The organism is Virgibacillus sp. LDC1, from assembly GCF_025792345.1.
In the GTDB taxonomy this organism is placed as follows: Bacteria; Bacillota; Bacilli; order Paenibacillales; family Paenibacillaceae; genus Paenibacillus_AQ; species Paenibacillus_AQ lautus.
In genome coordinates this window covers 3,383,400-3,400,450 of record NZ_JAOXLZ010000001.1, presented here as the reverse complement: position 1 = coordinate 3,400,450, position 17,051 = coordinate 3,383,400, and the positions used below count along the sequence as shown (strand labels likewise).

Here is a 17,051-nt window from a genome sequence, read left to right as displayed (position 1 = left end):
TCCCAAAGGCAGATTTACCATCCTTTGGGAAAGCCCCTTTATTTCCCCCTGATTTCGGGGATTCCGAACAAAGTCAGTCGGAGCACCCAGAGCAGACACAATCCCCCGAACATCGGGTAGAGGAGAGAGAGCAAGGAACTGAATCCGAACTGGCTGAAAAAATAACAGAACACCATGATACCAAGGGTAATCACTCTGGGCGAGAGCGAGGTTCGCTGCTGAACCTGCAGGGTAATGCCGTAGATATTCGCCACGAAGGTGCTGAAAATTTCAAGGAAGATCAGAATGAGATAGATGATCTGCACCAGCCAGCCTAGCTGGTTGGCGATGCTGCCCATCGGGATTTCGAATTGGGCGATGCCGGGCATATGGGCGGACATCGCAAAATGTGCTGCCATCAGCATAAAGCCTACACCCGTACCTCCAATGATGCCTCCCCAGGTTACGGTGCGGGCGCTTTCGGTCTGGCTCCCGAGCGGGACCAGCACCGGCATCGCCATTACCAGGTTAAAGGCGGTGTAGAGCAGGGGCGCAAGCCAAACCGAAGGCAGGCTGTGGTCCGTAGTCAAGGTTAAGAATCGGGTGGCACCCGGCGTTTGAATCGTCTGAGAAATAATCGCAAGCGATAAGGTTAGCATCATGGGCACAACGAGACTATTCATCGTCATGATGGACTGGATGCCTTTTCTGAGAATGAAATAGGTTCCGATCATCGTGACAAACAACCCGGTCTGGTAATTCAAATTTAGATGCTCCACAAAAACAGAGCCCGCGCCGGCAAGCATGATGCTGTTGACTCCAAGCAAAATGATAAACATAAAGAGGCTGATCCACACGCCGGCTTTCTCTCCAAACAGGAATTTGTTCAAGTCCTCAAAGGATTTGGCCCCGATCCGCCTGGATATCGTCATGATTTTCGTTCCGAGCCAAATGAATAGTCCTGTCGTAAGCAGAATGGTAAGGGTAGCCCAGTGACCATATTGGGTAAAGAATTGAAGGATTTCCCGTCCGGTAGCAAAGCCAGCGCCAACGATGGTTCCGATATATGTAAAGGCGATCTGTAAAACACGAATAGAATTACGCAAGCCCCGCATCCCCCTTGAAAGTTAATCGTTCTGCATAGTACAAGGTATGCTTGGCTCAGCTGGGACATGACTCCTACCTGTCCCAGGTCCTTGGCCGGAGGCATGACCCATGATTAGTTCCGGGCAGCGGAGATCAATGTCAGGAATGATGACGGAAACCGTACAGTTAAATGACGGAGTATCCGTTTATACTTGCCGTACAGGGAGGAATATGTTACTTTTACGACAAAGGAATCGTGGGAGGTCTTTGGGATGGATTGGTTGAAGGAGCGGATCATCAAAGAAGGTGTCGTGTTGTCGGATCAGGTGCTGAAGCTGGATGCCCTGCTGACGCATCAAGTGGACCCGGCTTTAATTATGGATATGGGCCGGGAATTTGCGGCGAGATTTAAAGAGAGCGGCGTGACCAAGGTCGTGACGCTGGAATCCTCCGGCATTTCTGTTGCATTTGCCGCGGCGCTTGAATTGGGAGTCCCCATGGTATTCGCCCGGCGCAAAAAAACGCTGCTCGCCGATCCAGACGCCTTATGTGAGCGGGTTCCGTCTTTCACCAAGGGCATTGTCACGGACATTATGGTATCGCGCCAGTTTATCGGTGAAGGGGATAAATTGCTCTTCATTGATGACATTATCGCGAACGGAGACGCTGCAAGAGGCCTGATCAAGATCATTGAACGGGCAGGGGCGGAATTAATCGGGCTTGGCGTTGTGATTGAAAAGAGTTTCCAGGCCGGAGCGAGAACGCTGCGCGAACAGAATGTTCATGTGGAGTCGCTTGTCACCATATCGTCGCTTGAGGACGGCAAGATTACGTTCAGCTAGGATCAGGATTATATCAAGCGCTTATGGCATGACAGGATAGAGCTGAAAGGTAGGCCTTAAGTCATGAACGTTTGTACCCTGGCCTTTGGCGTGCGTAATCATGGAAATTCGTAGACGAATTTAAATGCATTTCAGCCTAAAATCACAACAAAATCTTTTCGCCTCCGTGATTTTCGCTTATAATAAAGAGGTAGGCAAGAGAGAGGAGGCAGCACCATGGGGAAACAACCTGTAACCGAGCCGTTTTTGATTGAGAAGCTGAATGAAGCAAAGGTACATTTTGAACGTGCTTTGGATTGTAAACATACGGAGTTTGATGATCTATATCCCTATATGATTGAACATCCTCAGTTTTTCTGGTACAAACGCTATGTTGCCTGGTCAGAACTGCTGACGATTGCCGGATTGTGTGAGGAGGTTTCCTTCGAGTGGAAGGAACAGTTTACGCCTCAGCAGGTAGAATATATCGAAAAGCGCGTCATGTCTTCAACCGTTCTGGATTTTTGGTACGAGAAGAATGACAGTATCGAGCCGGCACAGCGTTAATGGGTATATAGAACATCTCTTAGTCGGGATGTTTGTCGATATCGCAACGCATTCAAAAGACCTAAATGATCTCATTTAGGTCTTTTTTTGCACAGTAAGTTTATGAAGGAGGTATGGTGATGATTAGCGATGAAAGACTTGATGAGCTTAGGCTCTCCGGCGAATTGGTCCGGGTTGTGCGGGATGGCTTGGAGACCAATGATATTATAGGCTTTGTCGTAGCCTGGGACCCCGAGCAGGTCATTATACGCCGCAGAAACCGGCGGGTCGTTAAACTGGATCGCCGCTACAGCTACCAGCTTAAAAAAGATCCAAGAGTAAGCCCGATCGAAGAGTAGGCATAGATCTCGCACTCGTCGGACAACTTAACCTCGCATCAAATTTTTTGTGGAAGAGGTGCTTTAGGTTATGGAAATGTCCAATGACAAGGTTTCGGCTTATAAGAATGAAATTCTGAATTTGAAGCAGAGCATGCCGGATATGGCAGAGGCGTATCATCAGTTCACCCGCGTCTGCTTTCAGGATGGCGAGCTGGATGAACGAACGAAGCAGCTGATCGCACTCGGGATCGGACTGTTTGCCAATAATGAGCTGTGTACCTTCTATCATATGGAGGAAGCTCGTGCGAAGGGAGCCTCGGATGCGCAGATTATGGAGGCTGTAGCCGTGGCGTCTGCCGCCAGTGCGGGACATGCTCTCTCGCAGGGACTGACCCGCGTGCAGCATAATCTTCATTGATTCGCGATCACCAATAACCGTCTCACCGGAGCAATCTTGTTCAGGGGGAGACGGTTATTCTCTGTTTAAGGGGCAGCGATTTAGCGGGCGGAAACAGCTGCAGGAGGATGGGCTTGCTCAGAGGACTCGGTCTCGGGCGAGACCAGTCCAAGATAGGCTCGCATGCGGTCCATCATCTCCTCACGGAAGGATGGCCATAGAATGTTCATCGAACCAATGTAACCCCGACATGCATATCGCGCCTGGATTCCTTCCTGGTTTTGCCCGATATCATACACCTTGATCGCCCGCTTGGTAAATTCTTGCTTCACCTCACGAAGAAGCACAGCAGCCCGCTTGGCCCCGTTCCCCACAACCTCTACATACAATTGAGGGCTCTTGAAGACACCGCTCTCCTGAATGATTCGGCAATCCCTTTCAAACACCTTATGGATGCACATCAGCAGCAGGTAACTTTTGATCAATGCTCGTTCCTCCGTCGTAACAGCCGGTATGGCCATCAACATCACCGCCTTTATATAGAAAATGGTCATTGAATGAGAACTTATGTTCTTATTTTAACCGAAAAACAGGTTTTTAATCAAGTTCAAAAAAAATGTTGACTCGATTCACATGGCGTGATATTATATATCTTGTCGCCGCTGATAAGGACTTGTCTCCTATAAGCGATGAACATGATACGCGGTCGTGGCGGAATTGGCAGACGCGCACGGTTCAGGTCCGTGTGGGCTAACCCCCGTGGAGGTTCGAGTCCTCTCGACCGCATTCTTCTAAAGAAGCTCGTAAACTTGCTTTTTAGCAGTTTACGAGCTTCTTTTGTGTTTAGATTTGGAAGGGGCGGGATGTAAGACTTTAACCAAAATAAATGATGCGCGTATTATATTAAATAATGAAATATATGGATAGTTGAAAGAAGGGATTGCCTTGCCAGCTAAGTCATTGGATCCTCAGGAGCAGCTCGCGGCCTATGCTTGGCTGCAAGCATTGGGGACGAATATTGCCGCGCTTGGTCAAACGAAAATGTTGTCCAAAAGAAGGAAGCAGCAGGATGAAGGTCAACGGCTCTCCATCCTTGGAAATGCGATGCAGTCGATAGCCAACGCCGCTCAGGCTAAAATTACCGCGGAGCTGCGGGGCACGGCTGCGAATAAGAAAGCCAACGATTTGACGGTGGCCGGCAATCTTCTGCAATCCGTCGGAAATGCGCTGCAGGTCATTGCGGGAGCGAGAGATTCCTGAATGACGATGCTTTTTACTTTTTGAAGGGGAGCTGAACCGAATCAATAAGGAATATGAAACAAGACGTTTTCCGGCGACGGGAAGTGTCTTGTTTTTATTTCTTAGTAAAAAGGTTGTGTGTCTATGCTGAATGCACCTTGCTTACATATTTGCATACCTTTTCTCAAACAATACGGTTAGGTGTACATTAGCATGAAAATGAATGGAAAGGGGAGTAACCATGCGGAACGTATATAAAAAATCGGCTATCTTGCTGTGTGTGATATGGATCCTCGTGAACGCAGGTCAGATCGGATATGGGGCGGGAGTGATGAGGATCCCAGCGGCAGCTTCTCATCATCAAGAAACAAAAGAGATGCACAAAGAATCCGGGAGCAGCAGGCATGGTCAAGAAGCGAAAGTTAAAAAGTTAGCCGTCATCATCGATGATTTTGGCAATGATCAGAAAGGGACTCAGGAAATGCTCAATCTGCCTGTCAAGATCACGGTCGCCGTGATGCCTTTTTTGTCGACAAGCGTGAAGGACGCCGAAGCCGCGCATCGTCAAGGCCATGACGTCATTATCCATATGCCCATGGAGCCAAAGCAAGGACGATCTTCCTGGCTTGGACCGGGTGCCATTCTGAGTTCGCTCACCGATGAGGAGATTCGTAAACGCATGGAAGAGGCAATCGATTCGGTCCCTTACGCCGTAGGGATTAATAATCATATGGGCTCCAAGGTTACCGGGGATGAGCGGGTCATGTCCATTGTACTCGAAGTATGCAGGGAGAGAGGGTTGTTCTTTATCGACAGCAAGACAAACTACCGCAGCGTGGTTGGCAAATTGGCAGCGGAGAAGGGGATGCCGTCCATCGCCAATGACATATTCCTGGATGATGTTCATACCGTTCAGCACGTGAGCAAGCAGCTGCAGACTGCGGCACAGCATGCGGAAGAGAGAACATCCTGCATTGCCATTGGCCATGTCGGCAAATATGGAACGCGAACGGCAGAAGCACTGAAAGGAACCATTCCGAAACTGCAGACAAAGGTGGAGTTTGTCGGTATCAGCGATCTGGTCAGAGAGCATTCAAGCTGGAGGCCTGATCCGCTTCGTGCGCATTAGCGCAATTGCAGAACCGATGGCAATGTAATGGCATTGTGAGTAACTGGACGGTAAAAGGTTATCGGGCAATGGTCAGCCCACTCCCTGCACGGCCATAAAAAACAATAGCCTTCCATACAAGGCCCCGGTGATTCGGATCCCTATATGGAAGGCTGTACTTATGTTGAGGTGCATTCAATTTATCGGATACGGGAATCGGTGAGCTTGAATTGTCCTACCAGCTGCTGCATGGATTTTGCAATAACTTCAACATTGCCGGAAGTGTACCTTACGCTTTCGATTTCCTGTGTAAGCTCCTGTACCTTGCTCTCCACATCCTTGGAAATCTTCCGGTTCTCCTTGCTGACCGATGCAATTTTCTCCATGAGCTGTACCACTTTATCAACAGCCTGATGCTTTCGCAGATCATCCTCGGCAGCGGCGGCGAGCAACTCGGAGGCGGCGGAAACCAGCAGATTCCCTTCTTGCACGACCTTGGTACCTTCCTTCATTGATAGCACGGCTTGCTGGGCGTCTTTATAGATATGGCTGATAATTCGATGGACCTCTTCTGTGGAATGTCTGGTCAGTTCGGACAGCTTCCGGATTTCGCTAGCAACCACGGCAAATCCTTGTCCGTGTTCTCCGACCCGCGCCGCCTCAATCGAAGCATTCAGGGCCAGTAAATGGGTTTGGGAGGATATTTGCTCGATGGCGTGCAGCACGCCGGTGACCTCCTGAACGGTTCCCATGAAATTCCGGATCGTCTGATTCGTTTCCTCGACTTTTGAGGAGATATGTGACATCTTGTCTCCGATACGGACCACTTCATTCTTGGCTACATCAATCTGTTGATTCGCTTGCCGTTCCAGCTGGCGTAGGGTCTCCCGCATCTGTTCCGCGCTTTCCTTCACCGCATCGATATCCTGCAGCTGGCTGCGCATGCTGCGAATCATCTCGCTAATGTTGCCACTGACACGCTGTGCGGAGGTAACGGTGACGGCCGTTGTGTCATTCATGACCAGTTGGCTGGCGGAAACATCGCCTGCCGTTAATTTCACCTGCATCATGATGCTTTCCAGGGAGTCGATCATATTATTGATCCATTTGGCTAATTCGCGCGTTTCGTCCTGATCGAATCGGTGAATATCCAGCCTCTGCGTCAAATCGCCGCTGCCTTCGGCATTCATGCGGATGAACCGGCTGAGGTTGCGAAGACGATCTGCGAAGCGCCCGATTTCTTTACGGCCGACCAGGGAAGAGGTAAGAAGGCCAGAGACCAAGCAGGCGAATCCTCCTACAATTGCGGCGAATGCAGGTGACCCATAAGCAGCAGCAACATAAACAATGAGAGCGATCAGAATACTGGACAAAAGGGTGGATCCGCCATGGAGCTTAGCGTGTCTAAAGCGAATGCTGCGAATGCGGTAAACCTCTTCCAAATCTCCTTCGCACATCATTCCCCAAACATCCGGACAATGGGGCAAGCGGAACGTGACGCCTTTGCCGATCACGGAAATGTGGCGGTAATCGGAATATCCCGGAAAGACCACGAACAGATTGCTTCCGTTCGCAATGGTATTGGCTACTCCCGGGTGCAGCTGACCCGTCGCCGGATCGGTGAAGATAAGCTCAAGCTCGGTATGCTCTTTAACGGAAACGGTTCCCCAATCGGTGGTAACACCGTCCTTCAGGTTCTCGCCATGAGTAAAGGTTCGATCTTCAAACCTGCTTCTGGAAAGAGCGGTTCCGGGAGCGATGTGATGATTCATTTCGGGCTTGGACATGAAAATGTAGTTGTCGCCGGAATCAGGGTAAACGTGGCCGGATTCCCGCTGGATTAAATCTCCGATCACGTCATTCGGCACACGGCCGCACAGGATGCCGGCAAACGTGCCGTTCGTGTAGATGGCATTCATGAACAGGAGCGTCATTTTGTCGTGAAAGGTAGAGGATCGCGGGCCAATGGTCAACGTGATGGGGTCGGCATATGGCCCAAAGAGCAATTTGCCGGTGTCTGAACCGGTAAGATAGGTGATCGCTTGGCCCAGAGGGCTGCTGTTGCTATAGCTGGCTCCAATGTGTGAAGCATATGTAGAGTACGTGACTTCACCAGAGGGGTTCAACAAGAATAATTCCGTAAAGTCGGTAGCGCGCGAATACAAGGCAGAGAAGAGCTGTTCCTGATTCAACCGGGTGTCTGAAGACAAAGGGCGAGGACGTTCGCTGCCGACTTGCGAATCATGGGGGTTATCCTTGTTCAGCTGCTCCTTCAGTCGTTCCAGATGTCCCCAATACTCATAACTCCAAGTGAACAGCAGGTCTTTACGCGTTTCGGCAATACCTTCGAATATGTCTTCAACATCGTTCTTCAAATTACGATTCAGACGCCATGAAATCCAGAGCGGAAGTCCCTGGCGATAGCCAAGCCAGTCCAACATCGCGATCTCCCCCAATTCCTATTTGAGTAATCTATCTTTCTATATGTTAGTTATACTATCATAATATCCCGAAATTTCTATCACAATTTCAAAAAAAATGATACTTTTTTCATATTGATGTTAATTAAAGTTACATAATATAAGGCTGATAGACCTAATTATTGGAGCAGGCAGGTCTATATAGCAAAAAAACAGCCCCTAACTACAGGGCTGTTAAATAACTGATAATCCCGTCGGCAATGGCCTCGGCGATCTGCATTTGACCGTTACGGCCGGTTAATAATGTCCGGTCCTCCATATTGCTGAGAAAGCCGGTTTCGACAATGACGGCGGGTACTTTGGTTTGATTCAGCAGATAATATGGTTTACCTACCATGATGTGATTGTTGTTACGGTAAACCAGATTCAACTGCTCTTGAATGGTGTCCGCAAGCAGGGTGCTGCGTCCCTCGGATTGATGCAGAACGATGCCTCCGCGCTTGGACGAGTTCTTTCCCCAATTCACATGAATGCTGACCACCAGCTTGGTCGGGATTTCACTGCTGAGCTGCTTGCGCTGCGACAGATCGCGGCGATGTCTCGAGGAGCTTCGATGCCAACGGTTGTCGTCGCTAAGCGCGTAATCGGCATCGCGGTTCAGGACGGCATGATAACCTTCCTTGCGAAGCAGCATGAACAGTCTGCGCGAAATGGCCAGGTTGATATCTTTTTCGAGAATGTCTCCATACGACGTTCCTCCATCGATTCCGCCATGCCCCACATCGATCATAATGACATCATGGGCAAAAGGGTGCAGTTGCCTTAGTTCTGACTGGTCGACCTCCTGCCCTGAAGAGTGGGTGGATTCCGGCGTTTCGGTCAGAAGCCTTGTTGTCGATATGGGGATGGGATGAACGGGGCGCGTCATGGCTTGCTCCTTCACTGGATAGGCTTCCATAACAGAACTCGGGAGTACCAGTGTAAAGAGAAGCATCCATACCATGGCTGTCTTAATCATGTTGGCTCCCTTCTTTCACGTAAAATTTTCGGCTTTTTTAGAATGTGCATTTGGCGGAAAAATCATGCTGTTCAAGTGCGTGCGTCTAGAATCGATCGAAATGGAGCAAACTGATACTGGGATGTGGAAAAACCATAAGGAGTTGATTCGTATGGCTAGCGGCGATGAATTGATCAAGTACATTACCGAACGCGTGGTTCATTATATAGATACGCCTAAGGACGTTCGGCGCCAGGCGAAGGTGAAGGAATCCTGGACCACAAGGTGGTTCGGCATGATTCCGCTCTCCATGTCGCTGTGGAAAGAGGATGTAACCACCAAACGCAAAAAAAAGACAAAGTAGCTGCTGCTGCATGTTATTATGAATCCGCATTTTGTACATCGTGCGAGTTGCTTCATGTGCGCACGATCTCCGGTTTGGGGCGACCAAGCTCCTGGATGGCTGTCGACCCATGTGGGTGAACATGTTGTAAAACGCCGTGAAATCATAAAGGACGCTGCCCTGTGAAAGGGCCGCGTCCTTTTGTCATTTATGGCATATTTTGCAGGAATGAGGGCTGTTGTATGGGATGGCATATGATATTCGTAAATCGCTTGTTAGCTGCCGAAGCCGTATTCTTCCGGCTGAGCATAAAATTGTCCCTGCCCGATTAACCGGGATGCCGGCAGGAAACGGAGGGTGTCCGTATTCCGCAAGGGAACCGAAACATATAGCGCAGCCGGGTTCTCCTGATTCCCCGATGACCAGCGATGCCAGCCGGTTAAGTTAAAAGGTGCGCCGTAAGCGGCATTGCCTTTTTTGGACTTGAATATCAGGGTGGAGTGCTCCTGCAGTAAATTCCGCAGATCGGCGCTGCTTCGGGCCGTTAGATTGCTTGAGGTCAGCCACAGCAGATTATCGTAAGGATCAAGAGAGTCCCCGGATGCGATGGAGGGCGTTCCGGCAAACCAACGATTCGACGTGGATGAAGCCACGAGTCCTTTGGCTGCGGCAGGCAGGGATATGGATACCGGCTTAGTCTTTGTTTGTGTCTTCTGAGGCTCATCCGGGAGCGCTTCGCTGTTCAGTGCACTAAAATAGACTGGCTTTTTGCCGGGGAGCTGGACCTGCCAGACAGGGGATACTTCATACAGCTTACGCACGATGCTCCCTTGAGGCAATGATCCTCCGGCCTTCATAAGACCTTCCGCAGCGAGCCGCTCTTTCAGCGGAGCTTGGCTGTAGGGAAGGGTCGAGCCGATCCCGTATTCACTTAGGATATATCCACCCTCTTCTCCTGCACTGATAATCATGTATCCTTGCGGCAGTCCTTCAGCAGAAATCGTGACCAGCCAGCCGTGCGTGCCCGGACCGAGCGGGGTGAATTCGAGTTTTGCTTCGTCCCAGGTCGTAAATGGCGCATGGGCCGATAATTGAGCGACGGTCTCCTCAGCAAAGTCCATCAAACTCCCGGGCACCTGAGCCACGGCTTTGTTCGGATTAACACCTGAAATACCTAATATATGATGATCCGCTGTAAACGGAGTGCTTGTCAGACTAAGGCTATCCGCAGAATTGGAAACATCGGCTTGGCTTGCAGCAGCTATGCTTGCCTGCGGCTGGACCGTGCTGAACGACAGGATGGTCGTTACGATAACGGAGACAGACAACATTCGATATCGGCTCAACTGCTTATTATAGGGTGATCTGGGCTTAAAATCCTTGTCATTAGGGTTATGAAGTTTCATGTTCCACCGTTTCAAATCATTAACCGCCTTTCCTTGGCCCTACGCGCCATGGATGTGATGGAATCATCATATCGGACAAGCTCTGCAAAGGCTGTTGCAAGCTGTCGCGGCAGGAGAAGGGAGAATGGTTCTTTTTTTGCCTGCTTTTGTAGAGGGGCGTCATGATGACGCACCCACAGGCGAACATAGATGAAATAGACCGCAGGTTATGACGGACAAGCTCAATTTCGGCTCGTACTGCCACTGCATTTCGGACCGGCGGTTCTTATATTGCTCCTCGATGAGCGCTTTTTTCTCTTCGTCCTGCTCCTTGAGCAGGTCCTCGTAATAGCTGTCGATGACCAACAGTTCATCTTCAAGACGTTCTCTTGCTTTTGTGGCCCAGTCATAGTCGAGCTTGCTTAGCTTGTCGATGAGATGGTTCTCCAGCGCATCTACGGCCTGCTGCAAGGTGAGCGCAGCCGGGCGGACATGAACGCTCTCCGGCAAGCGGGGCGTCAGTTCGCGTCCATTCAGGACCGCCGGGAAGTCTTGGGCGATCGAACGGCTGGATAGTGAGATGCCGAGAAAAAACAATTCCTCCCGCTTCAGATCACAGCTGAACTCCACCTTGAAACAGACGCCCAGCCACTGCTCATACGGAGTGGAACGGGCTCGCGGACGCGGCTCGGTCTCGCGCTGCTGGAACAGATAGACGCATTTGCCTTCCTCCCGGGAAGCATTCCAGATCTGTGCGAGCCGGCTGCTGCCGTAGCCGATGTTCTCCCGCTGAATGCGGCCGGGACCAAGGATAGGCAGCACCGGGGCATTCCCATAAAAGCGGGCCAGGAGCGGATCCTGCGCAGGCGCAGCGAGCTGCGCTTTGGTTTCGGCTTCTTTGGTCTTTGCCAGCCGTTCGTCGTATTTTTCCGGATCAAACACGAAATTGAACGACAACGTTTCGGCGGGAGCGCCGGTACGTTCCACGAAGCCCCAGTAATACGGGCGGTTGGTGAGCATTTTGTCAGCTTGCGGCGACAGTTTCACGGTGACGTGCTCAGGCGATTTTTCAATGACGGTGCATTCGGTGGCTTCCAAATAGGCCATGAAGTGCTGCTGCACCTCCTGCGGCGTCATGGTCATATTAGGCCTCTTCCTCTCTCAGATTTTCTTCGACGATGCTTCCTTGCTCGATATCCTGTTTAATATGGTGAATCGAGTCACCCAGTGTACTGATGCGCTGGCGAATTTCATCATCGTTGCCGGACTCCAGCATGATTTTGTACAGGCTCTTCTCGATGGATTCCTTCTTCTCGAACCGCTCCAGGATGACGTCCAGTCCGCCGATGACCATCTCGAACATGTTGATTTTCTCGTGCAGCAGATTCAGGATATGCTCTTCAATGGTTCCCGACGTGGACAGGTTGTAGATCTTCACGTCATTGGTCTGGCCGAGACGATGCACACGTCCGATCCGCTGCTCGACCCGCATGGGATTCCAGGGCAGATCAAAGTTGATCATATGGTGGCAGAATTGCAGATTGATGCCTTCACCCCCGGCTTCCGTCGCAATCATGACCTGCGCCTTGCCCCGGAAGAGGTCCATCATCCAGTCCTTCTTGCCGCGGTTCATGCCGCCCCGGTACGGTACGGAGATCAGTCCGTGATCGCGGAAATAATTGAGCAAATATTCCTGCGTGGCACGGTATTCCGTAAATACAATGACCTTCTCGTTCATTTGCTGGATCAGCTCAATGGCTTTTTCCGCCTTGGTGTTGGCTTTGATGGCCTTGATGAGATAGACCAGCTCCCAGATTTTATCGCGCAGCGGCGAGTCCTCCGGCAGCTTCTTGGACAGATTAACAAGAGTCACGAAGACGGCATCGCGGCTGCTGCACACTTCACGCTGGAGGGTAACGAGGGACAGCATACTGCTTAAATTTCCCCCTGCTGCCTGATACTGATCTTTGACGAAGGACGTGACGCCGTCGTATAATGACTGTTCTTCGGGCGAGAGGCTAAGCCCTACATTGCGGACGGATCGCTTGGTGAATTTCACTTCGCCTTCGCCGCGGCGGTTACGGATCATGACCTTGGACAGCTCATCCTTGAGCTGATCCTGGTTCTTGGGTCTTCGTTTATCGACAACAAAATTAGCGGCAAACTGCCCTTGGCCTCCGAGCTGACCCGGCTTCAGCAGGGTGATCAGATTGAAGAGCTCGCTGAGATCGTTCTGCACCGGCGTGGCCGTCAGCAAGAGGCAGTATTTTTTGCGCAGCTTTTGAATGAATTGATAATTGGACGTTTTCTTGTTCTTGAGCTTATGCGCCTCATCGATGATGAGCATATCGTACTCCTCGTTCAGCAGAATCTCCTGATGCGGATCGCGTTTGGCCGTGTCCATGGAGGCGACAACGATATCATTGCCCCAGGAGTACGCTTTTTTCTGCGCAATCGCGGGAATGCCGAACTTGGAGTTGAGCTCGCGAACCCATTGCAGCACAAGGGAAGCCGGAACCAGAATCAACACTTTGGATACCAGGCCGCGCACGATGTATTCTTTTAAAATAAGGCCGGCTTCAATCGTCTTCCCAAGTCCCACCTCATCGGCCAGAATCGCTCTGCCCGACATCTCGAACAAGACGCGTCTTGCGGTATCGGTCTGATGGGGGAGCGGGGACAAGCCGCCAAGGTGCTTGAGGCATTGCAGTTCTTCAAAGCTTGTAACGAGACGCGATTTCTCGCCCTCCACGGCAAGCTGGGCGAGACGATAGTCACCCCAAGGTCCGCCCTTGTCCAGTCGACCGGCGAGATCGTCAAACCAGGAACGGTCGATCTGCAGTGGAACGGGAAGGCGCGGGTCGAAAATCATGCCTGAGTCGGCAGATGGCTGATGGTTCATGTCGATCTCCTCCTGTTGTGAAAGATTCCGGGCCAACGGTGTATATGTAGTATGGACGAAAAAAGAAGTCTTCATAACCTTGCACGGATTCGGAAGGGCGTGGAATAACCCGAATGGCGCACGGCTGCTGGAATTGGATATTTTCATCCTTTTTTTTCATAGGGAATGGCGAAAAAGAGAGCGAGAGGAAGAAAGCGGAAGCTTGCGAGCGGGAGCTTGGATCTGTCGGCTTAATTTTCACAATATCGGCATAGTTAACCTATATATAGTGTAGTATAATGAATTAACAGCACTATATATGGTGTATATAGTGGTTTTTGATGTTTGACCGGCTACATAACAGGTTATGTTGTTGGTGAGCGCATATACTGGGGAATCTTTTTAATTTTATATCTTATATAGGAGGTAGTTGCTCTTGAGTACGATGCAGAATCAGCGGCTGGAAGGTTTAAGCGAGAAGATCTTTTTGGACCGGTATGCCTGGAAGGATGCCGACACCAACAACGCTAAGGTAGGCGATGTGGTGCTCGTTCTGACAAAGGATGATCCTAAATTTCCGACCAAGGAAGTTGGCGAAATCGTGAAGCGCGAAGGCCGCAAGGTCACGGTGAAGACACGGAAGGGCGAGCTTGTGGAATCGGATGTGGAGAAGCTGACGTTAACCATCGAGAAAACGCCGGAAGAAATGTGGGATCGACTCGCGGCCGCCATGTCATCGGTTGAGGCAACGCCGGAACTGCAGGAAGAGTGGCGCGGGAAGTTCCGCGAGATTCTGGATGATTGGAAGCTGGTGCCGGGCGGACGGATTGCGGCCGGAGCGGGTGCAAGCGATGAATTGACGCTGTTCAACTGCTACGTGATTCCTTCACCGAAGGACAGCCGGGGCGGTATCATGGAAACCCTGTCCGAGATGACCGAGATTATGGCACGCGGCGGCGGTGTCGGCATTAACTTGTCTTCCTTGCGTCCTCGGCGCGCGATTGTAAGAGGCGTGAACGGATCTTCCAGCGGTGCGGTATCGTGGGGCGGATTGTTCAGTTATACAACGGGATTGATCGAGCAAGGCGGAAGCCGCCGGGGTGCGCTCATGCTGATGATTAACGATTGGCATCCGGACGTGGAGGATTTCATTACGGTGAAGCAGACGATGGGACAAGTTACGAATGCGAACCTGTCGGTATGCGTCAGCAACGATTTCATGAAGGCCGTAAAGGAAGATCTGGACTGGGAGCTGGTGTTCCCGGATACTACCGATCCGGATTATGATGAGCTGTGGGACGGCGATCTGGATAAATGGAAGAAAGCTGGACGCAGTATCATTCCATATAAAACGGTAAAAGCACGCGAGGTCTGGCATACCATTATCGAATCCGCGTGGAAATCGGCAGAGCCGGGCGTCGTCTTCATGGAATACTACAACCAGATGTCCAACAGCTGGTATTTCAACCCGATTATCTGTACGAACCCTTGCGGTGAGCAGGGCCTCCCGGGCTGGGGCGTATGCAACCTGTCCGCGATGAACCTGTCGAAGTTCTATGATGAAGCGAATCATGACGTTGCCTGGGAAGAGCTGGCGACAACGACGCGTTACTCCGTGCGGTTCCTGGATAATGTCATTGACCGGACGCCGTACCATTTTGAAGAAAACGAATTAAATCAGAAGAAAGAGCGGCGCGTGGGTCTCGGAACGATGGGTCTGGCCGAGCTGATGATCAAGCTGAACATCCGTTACGGCAGCCCGGAATCGCTGGAGTTCCTGGATAAGCTGTATGGCTTCATCGCGCGCGAAGCATATCTTGCATCCGCCGATATTGCCGAGGAGAAGGGTTCGTTCCAGGCATTCGATGCCGAACTGTACCTGCAAAGCGGATTCATGAAAAATATGACCGAGGTATATCCAGAAGTTGCTGAAGCGGTACGCAACAAAGGTGCACGCAACGTAACCGTCATCACCCAAGCACCGACAGGCAGCACGGGTACGATGGTCGGAACGTCGACGGGTATCGAGCCGTACTTCGCCTTCAAATACTTCCGTCAAAGCCGTCTCGGCTTCGACGAGCAGTTCGTCCCAATTGCCCAGGATTGGCTGGACAGCCATCCGGGTGAGGAGCTTCCGGACTATTACGTCACGGCGATGAGTCTTTCCGCCGAGGATCATATCCGCGTGCAAGCGGCGATTCAGCGTTGGGTGGACAGCTCCATCTCGAAGACGGCGAACTGTCCGGCGGACTTCACGGTTGAAGATACGAAGCGCCTGTACGAGCTGGCATTCGATCTGGGATGCAAAGGCGTAACGATCTACCGCGACGGCAGCCGCGACGTGCAGGTGCTGCAGACGGAGAAAAAAGAAGACAAAGCCGCCGAAGCGACGACAGCTTCTACCGCGGAAACGGCGCTTGAGCAAAGCGCGGCAGGGCAAGCGGCTGAGGATGCGGCGAGCGTGGAGCCGGCGGCTGCAAGCATGGCCGTGACAGCCTCACCGAGCAAGAGCGGGCTGGATAAACAATACAAGAAGCGCCCGCAAGTGCTGCGCGGCGCGACCTATAAAATGAACACGCCGTTCGGTATGGCGTACATTACGATCAACGATCTGGACGGCATTCCAAGCGAAATCTTCCTGAACGTCGGCAAAGCCGGATCGGATGTGTTCGCGATGGCGGAAGCCTTGGGCCGCGTTTGCTCCCTGTTCCTCCGTTACGGGGACCATGGCAATAAGGTGGAGCTGCTGATCAAGCACCTCAAGGGCATCGGCGGCACCGGCGCGATCGGCTTCGGCGCGAACCGCGTCGAGTCCATCGCCGACGCCGTGGCGAAGGCGCTCGAAACGCATGTGGCCAACAACGCCGAGGCGGATCATGACCATGATCCGGCACCGGTCGCAGCCACGATGGCGCCTGTCGATGCAGGCGAAGCCGGGGCAACGCCAGCTGCTGGATATGGCGGACATGGCGCGCACGCAGGCGGGGGCTCCATGTCGCTGGATCTGTGCCCATCCTGCGGCGGGGCATCCTTGATTAACATCGAGGGGTGCAAGACGTGCGGGAACTGCGGGTATAGTAAGTGTTCGTAAGGAAGTTGAACTCTTCGTTTAGAAAACATTAAATAATGAATAATGAATGATCATTTCAAATGCATTGGAGATTTCCGCGAAGGCGGGGATCTCTTTTTTTATGGTTCCGGCAGAGCGATGCCGATAGTATGGAGTTCTTTATAGGGAATGACATAGCATTATGACGGGTAACTCATTCTGGCAAGAGACGAGACTTTATCCCATGGTTTTACTTCCCTTTATGGTCTTGTTATTTGCAGCGGCAATGATTAGTCGAAGCCTGTACAAATTGACAGGAAATATTTGGCTCGGTGCAATGGTGAACACATTGATCATAACGATGATTGGAGTTGCAAACACGGCTACCTTGGTTTCTTTTCAGACCTAAAAGCACATGTAGAATTTATGGTAGTGCAGGGGCATGCAAGATAGCTTACA

At 51.4% G+C, this 17,051-nt stretch carries 16 protein-coding genes and 1 tRNA gene; 10 read left to right on the top strand and 7 right to left on the bottom strand.

Annotated features, from left to right (window positions below):
- Nucleotides 1–38 precede the first annotated feature (38 nt).
- Nucleotides 39–1,085 carry a YkvI family membrane protein gene (locus OHJ21_RS15330; RefSeq protein WP_486020449.1) on the bottom strand — a complete coding sequence of 349 codons (1,047 nt, stop codon included), beginning with the start codon at nt 1,083–1,085 and terminating at the stop codon, nt 39–41.
- A 252-nt stretch (nt 1,086–1,337) separates the two neighbouring features.
- Here OHJ21_RS15330 and OHJ21_RS15325 point away from each other — a divergent pair, with 252 nt between their 5' ends.
- The 4 genes from OHJ21_RS15325 to OHJ21_RS15310 all read left to right on the top strand — a co-directional run bounded on the left by OHJ21_RS15325 (nt 1,338) and on the right by OHJ21_RS15310 (nt 3,191).
- Nucleotides 1,338–1,907, top strand: coding sequence for a xanthine phosphoribosyltransferase (locus OHJ21_RS15325; RefSeq protein WP_127591468.1), 570 nt, complete (start codon nt 1,338–1,340; stop codon nt 1,905–1,907).
- Nucleotides 1,908–2,123: 216 nt separating this feature from the next.
- On the top strand, nt 2,124–2,453 hold the full coding sequence (locus OHJ21_RS15320) for a hypothetical protein (protein WP_071221736.1): 330 nt from the start codon (nt 2,124–2,126) through the stop codon (nt 2,451–2,453).
- A gap of 119 nt (nt 2,454–2,572) precedes the next feature.
- Complete coding sequence (locus OHJ21_RS15315; RefSeq protein WP_076325776.1) at nt 2,573–2,791, top strand: hypothetical protein; 219 nt, start codon at nt 2,573–2,575, stop codon at nt 2,789–2,791.
- A gap of 70 nt (nt 2,792–2,861) precedes the next feature.
- On the top strand, nt 2,862–3,191 hold the full coding sequence (locus OHJ21_RS15310; protein WP_486020447.1) for a carboxymuconolactone decarboxylase family protein: 330 nt from the start codon (nt 2,862–2,864) through the stop codon (nt 3,189–3,191).
- Between the two features lie 80 nt (nt 3,192–3,271).
- Here the strand turns inward: OHJ21_RS15310 and OHJ21_RS15305 are convergent, their stop codons facing one another.
- The gene (locus OHJ21_RS15305; protein WP_486020446.1) at nt 3,272–3,691 is read right to left on the bottom strand and encodes a YhjD family protein; all 420 of its coding nucleotides are present in this window, start codon (nt 3,689–3,691) and stop codon (nt 3,272–3,274) included.
- Between the two features lie 181 nt (nt 3,692–3,872).
- Here OHJ21_RS15305 and OHJ21_RS15300 point away from each other — a divergent pair.
- The 3 genes from OHJ21_RS15300 to OHJ21_RS15290 all read left to right on the top strand — a co-directional run bounded on the left by OHJ21_RS15300 (nt 3,873) and on the right by OHJ21_RS15290 (nt 5,538).
- Nucleotides 3,873–3,956, top strand: a tRNA-Leu gene (locus OHJ21_RS15300).
- A 159-nt stretch (nt 3,957–4,115) separates the two neighbouring features.
- The gene (locus OHJ21_RS15295) at nt 4,116–4,430 is read left to right on the top strand and encodes a DUF6944 family repetitive protein (RefSeq protein WP_486020445.1); all 315 of its coding nucleotides are present in this window, start codon (nt 4,116–4,118) and stop codon (nt 4,428–4,430) included.
- A 220-nt stretch (nt 4,431–4,650) separates the two neighbouring features.
- The gene (locus OHJ21_RS15290) at nt 4,651–5,538 is read left to right on the top strand and encodes a divergent polysaccharide deacetylase family protein (protein WP_486020444.1); all 888 of its coding nucleotides are present in this window, start codon (nt 4,651–4,653) and stop codon (nt 5,536–5,538) included.
- 179 nt (nt 5,539–5,717) lie between these two features.
- Here the strand turns inward: OHJ21_RS15290 and OHJ21_RS15285 are convergent, their stop codons facing one another.
- Together OHJ21_RS15285 and OHJ21_RS15280 are read right to left on the bottom strand one after the other, a co-directional pair.
- A complete protein-coding gene (locus OHJ21_RS15285) occupies nt 5,718–7,958 on the bottom strand; it encodes a methyl-accepting chemotaxis protein (protein ID WP_486020443.1) in 2,241 nt (746 codons plus the stop codon).
- Nucleotides 7,959–8,160: 202 nt separating this feature from the next.
- Nucleotides 8,161–8,955: an N-acetylmuramoyl-L-alanine amidase gene (locus tag OHJ21_RS15280; RefSeq protein WP_486020442.1), complete on the bottom strand. Its 795-nt coding sequence runs from the start codon at nt 8,953–8,955 to the stop codon at nt 8,161–8,163.
- A 151-nt stretch (nt 8,956–9,106) separates the two neighbouring features.
- Between OHJ21_RS15280 and OHJ21_RS15275 the strand changes: the two genes are divergently transcribed.
- Nucleotides 9,107–9,298: a YqzE family protein gene (locus OHJ21_RS15275; RefSeq protein WP_100539482.1), complete on the top strand. Its 192-nt coding sequence runs from the start codon at nt 9,107–9,109 to the stop codon at nt 9,296–9,298.
- Between the two features lie 254 nt (nt 9,299–9,552).
- Here the strand turns inward: OHJ21_RS15275 and OHJ21_RS15270 are convergent, their stop codons facing one another.
- From OHJ21_RS15270 to OHJ21_RS15260, 3 genes are all read right to left on the bottom strand, one after another.
- Nucleotides 9,553–10,683, bottom strand: a complete 1,131-nt coding sequence (locus OHJ21_RS15270) for a hypothetical protein (RefSeq protein ID WP_486020441.1) — start codon at nt 10,681–10,683, stop codon at nt 9,553–9,555.
- Between the two features lie 159 nt (nt 10,684–10,842).
- The gene (locus OHJ21_RS15265; protein WP_486020440.1) at nt 10,843–11,805 is read right to left on the bottom strand and encodes a YqhG family protein; all 963 of its coding nucleotides are present in this window, start codon (nt 11,803–11,805) and stop codon (nt 10,843–10,845) included.
- Nucleotide 11,806: 1 nt separating this feature from the next.
- Complete coding sequence (locus OHJ21_RS15260) at nt 11,807–13,564, bottom strand: DEAD/DEAH box helicase (RefSeq protein ID WP_100538445.1); 1,758 nt, start codon at nt 13,562–13,564, stop codon at nt 11,807–11,809.
- A gap of 424 nt (nt 13,565–13,988) precedes the next feature.
- On the opposite strand from OHJ21_RS15260, the gene OHJ21_RS15255 reads away from it, so the two are divergent.
- Together OHJ21_RS15255 and OHJ21_RS15250 are read left to right on the top strand one after the other, a co-directional pair.
- Nucleotides 13,989–16,634 (top strand): adenosylcobalamin-dependent ribonucleoside-diphosphate reductase, encoded by a 2,646-nt coding sequence (locus OHJ21_RS15255; protein WP_411830427.1) that lies wholly within the window; start codon nt 13,989–13,991, stop codon nt 16,632–16,634.
- Between the two features lie 220 nt (nt 16,635–16,854).
- Nucleotides 16,855–17,001: a hypothetical protein gene (locus tag OHJ21_RS15250; protein ID WP_165789676.1), complete on the top strand. Its 147-nt coding sequence runs from the start codon at nt 16,855–16,857 to the stop codon at nt 16,999–17,001.
- The last annotated feature ends 50 nt before the right edge of the window (nt 17,002–17,051 follow it).

Excerpts from the sequence above, each read along its gene's own strand:
- OHJ21_RS15325 (WP_127591468.1), top strand. The coding sequence starts at position 1,338 with ATGGATTGGTTGAAGGAGCGGATCATCAAAGAAGGTGTCGTGTTGTCG.
- OHJ21_RS15285 (WP_486020443.1), bottom strand. The coding sequence starts at position 7,958 with ATGTTGGACTGGCTTGGCTATCGCCAGGGACTTCCGCTCTGGATTTCA.
- OHJ21_RS15280 (WP_486020442.1), bottom strand. The coding sequence starts at position 8,955 with ATGATTAAGACAGCCATGGTATGGATGCTTCTCTTTACACTGGTACTC.
- OHJ21_RS15275 (WP_100539482.1), top strand. The coding sequence starts at position 9,107 with ATGGCTAGCGGCGATGAATTGATCAAGTACATTACCGAACGCGTGGTT.
- OHJ21_RS15255 (WP_411830427.1), top strand. The coding sequence starts at position 13,989 with ATGCAGAATCAGCGGCTGGAAGGTTTAAGCGAGAAGATCTTTTTGGAC.
- OHJ21_RS15270 (WP_486020441.1), bottom strand. The coding sequence starts at position 10,683 with ATGAAACTTCATAACCCTAATGACAAGGATTTTAAGCCCAGATCACCC.
- OHJ21_RS15315 (WP_076325776.1), top strand. The coding sequence starts at position 2,573 with ATGATTAGCGATGAAAGACTTGATGAGCTTAGGCTCTCCGGCGAATTG.
- OHJ21_RS15310 (WP_486020447.1), top strand. The coding sequence starts at position 2,862 with ATGGAAATGTCCAATGACAAGGTTTCGGCTTATAAGAATGAAATTCTG.
- OHJ21_RS15290 (WP_486020444.1), top strand. The coding sequence starts at position 4,651 with ATGCGGAACGTATATAAAAAATCGGCTATCTTGCTGTGTGTGATATGG.
- OHJ21_RS15265 (WP_486020440.1), bottom strand. The coding sequence starts at position 11,805 with ATGACCATGACGCCGCAGGAGGTGCAGCAGCACTTCATGGCCTATTTG.
- OHJ21_RS15260 (WP_100538445.1), bottom strand. The coding sequence starts at position 13,564 with ATGAACCATCAGCCATCTGCCGACTCAGGCATGATTTTCGACCCGCGC.
- OHJ21_RS15305 (WP_486020446.1), bottom strand. The coding sequence starts at position 3,691 with ATGGCCATACCGGCTGTTACGACGGAGGAACGAGCATTGATCAAAAGT.
- OHJ21_RS15250 (WP_165789676.1), top strand. The coding sequence starts at position 16,855 with ATGGTCTTGTTATTTGCAGCGGCAATGATTAGTCGAAGCCTGTACAAA.
- OHJ21_RS15320 (WP_071221736.1), top strand. The coding sequence starts at position 2,124 with ATGGGGAAACAACCTGTAACCGAGCCGTTTTTGATTGAGAAGCTGAAT.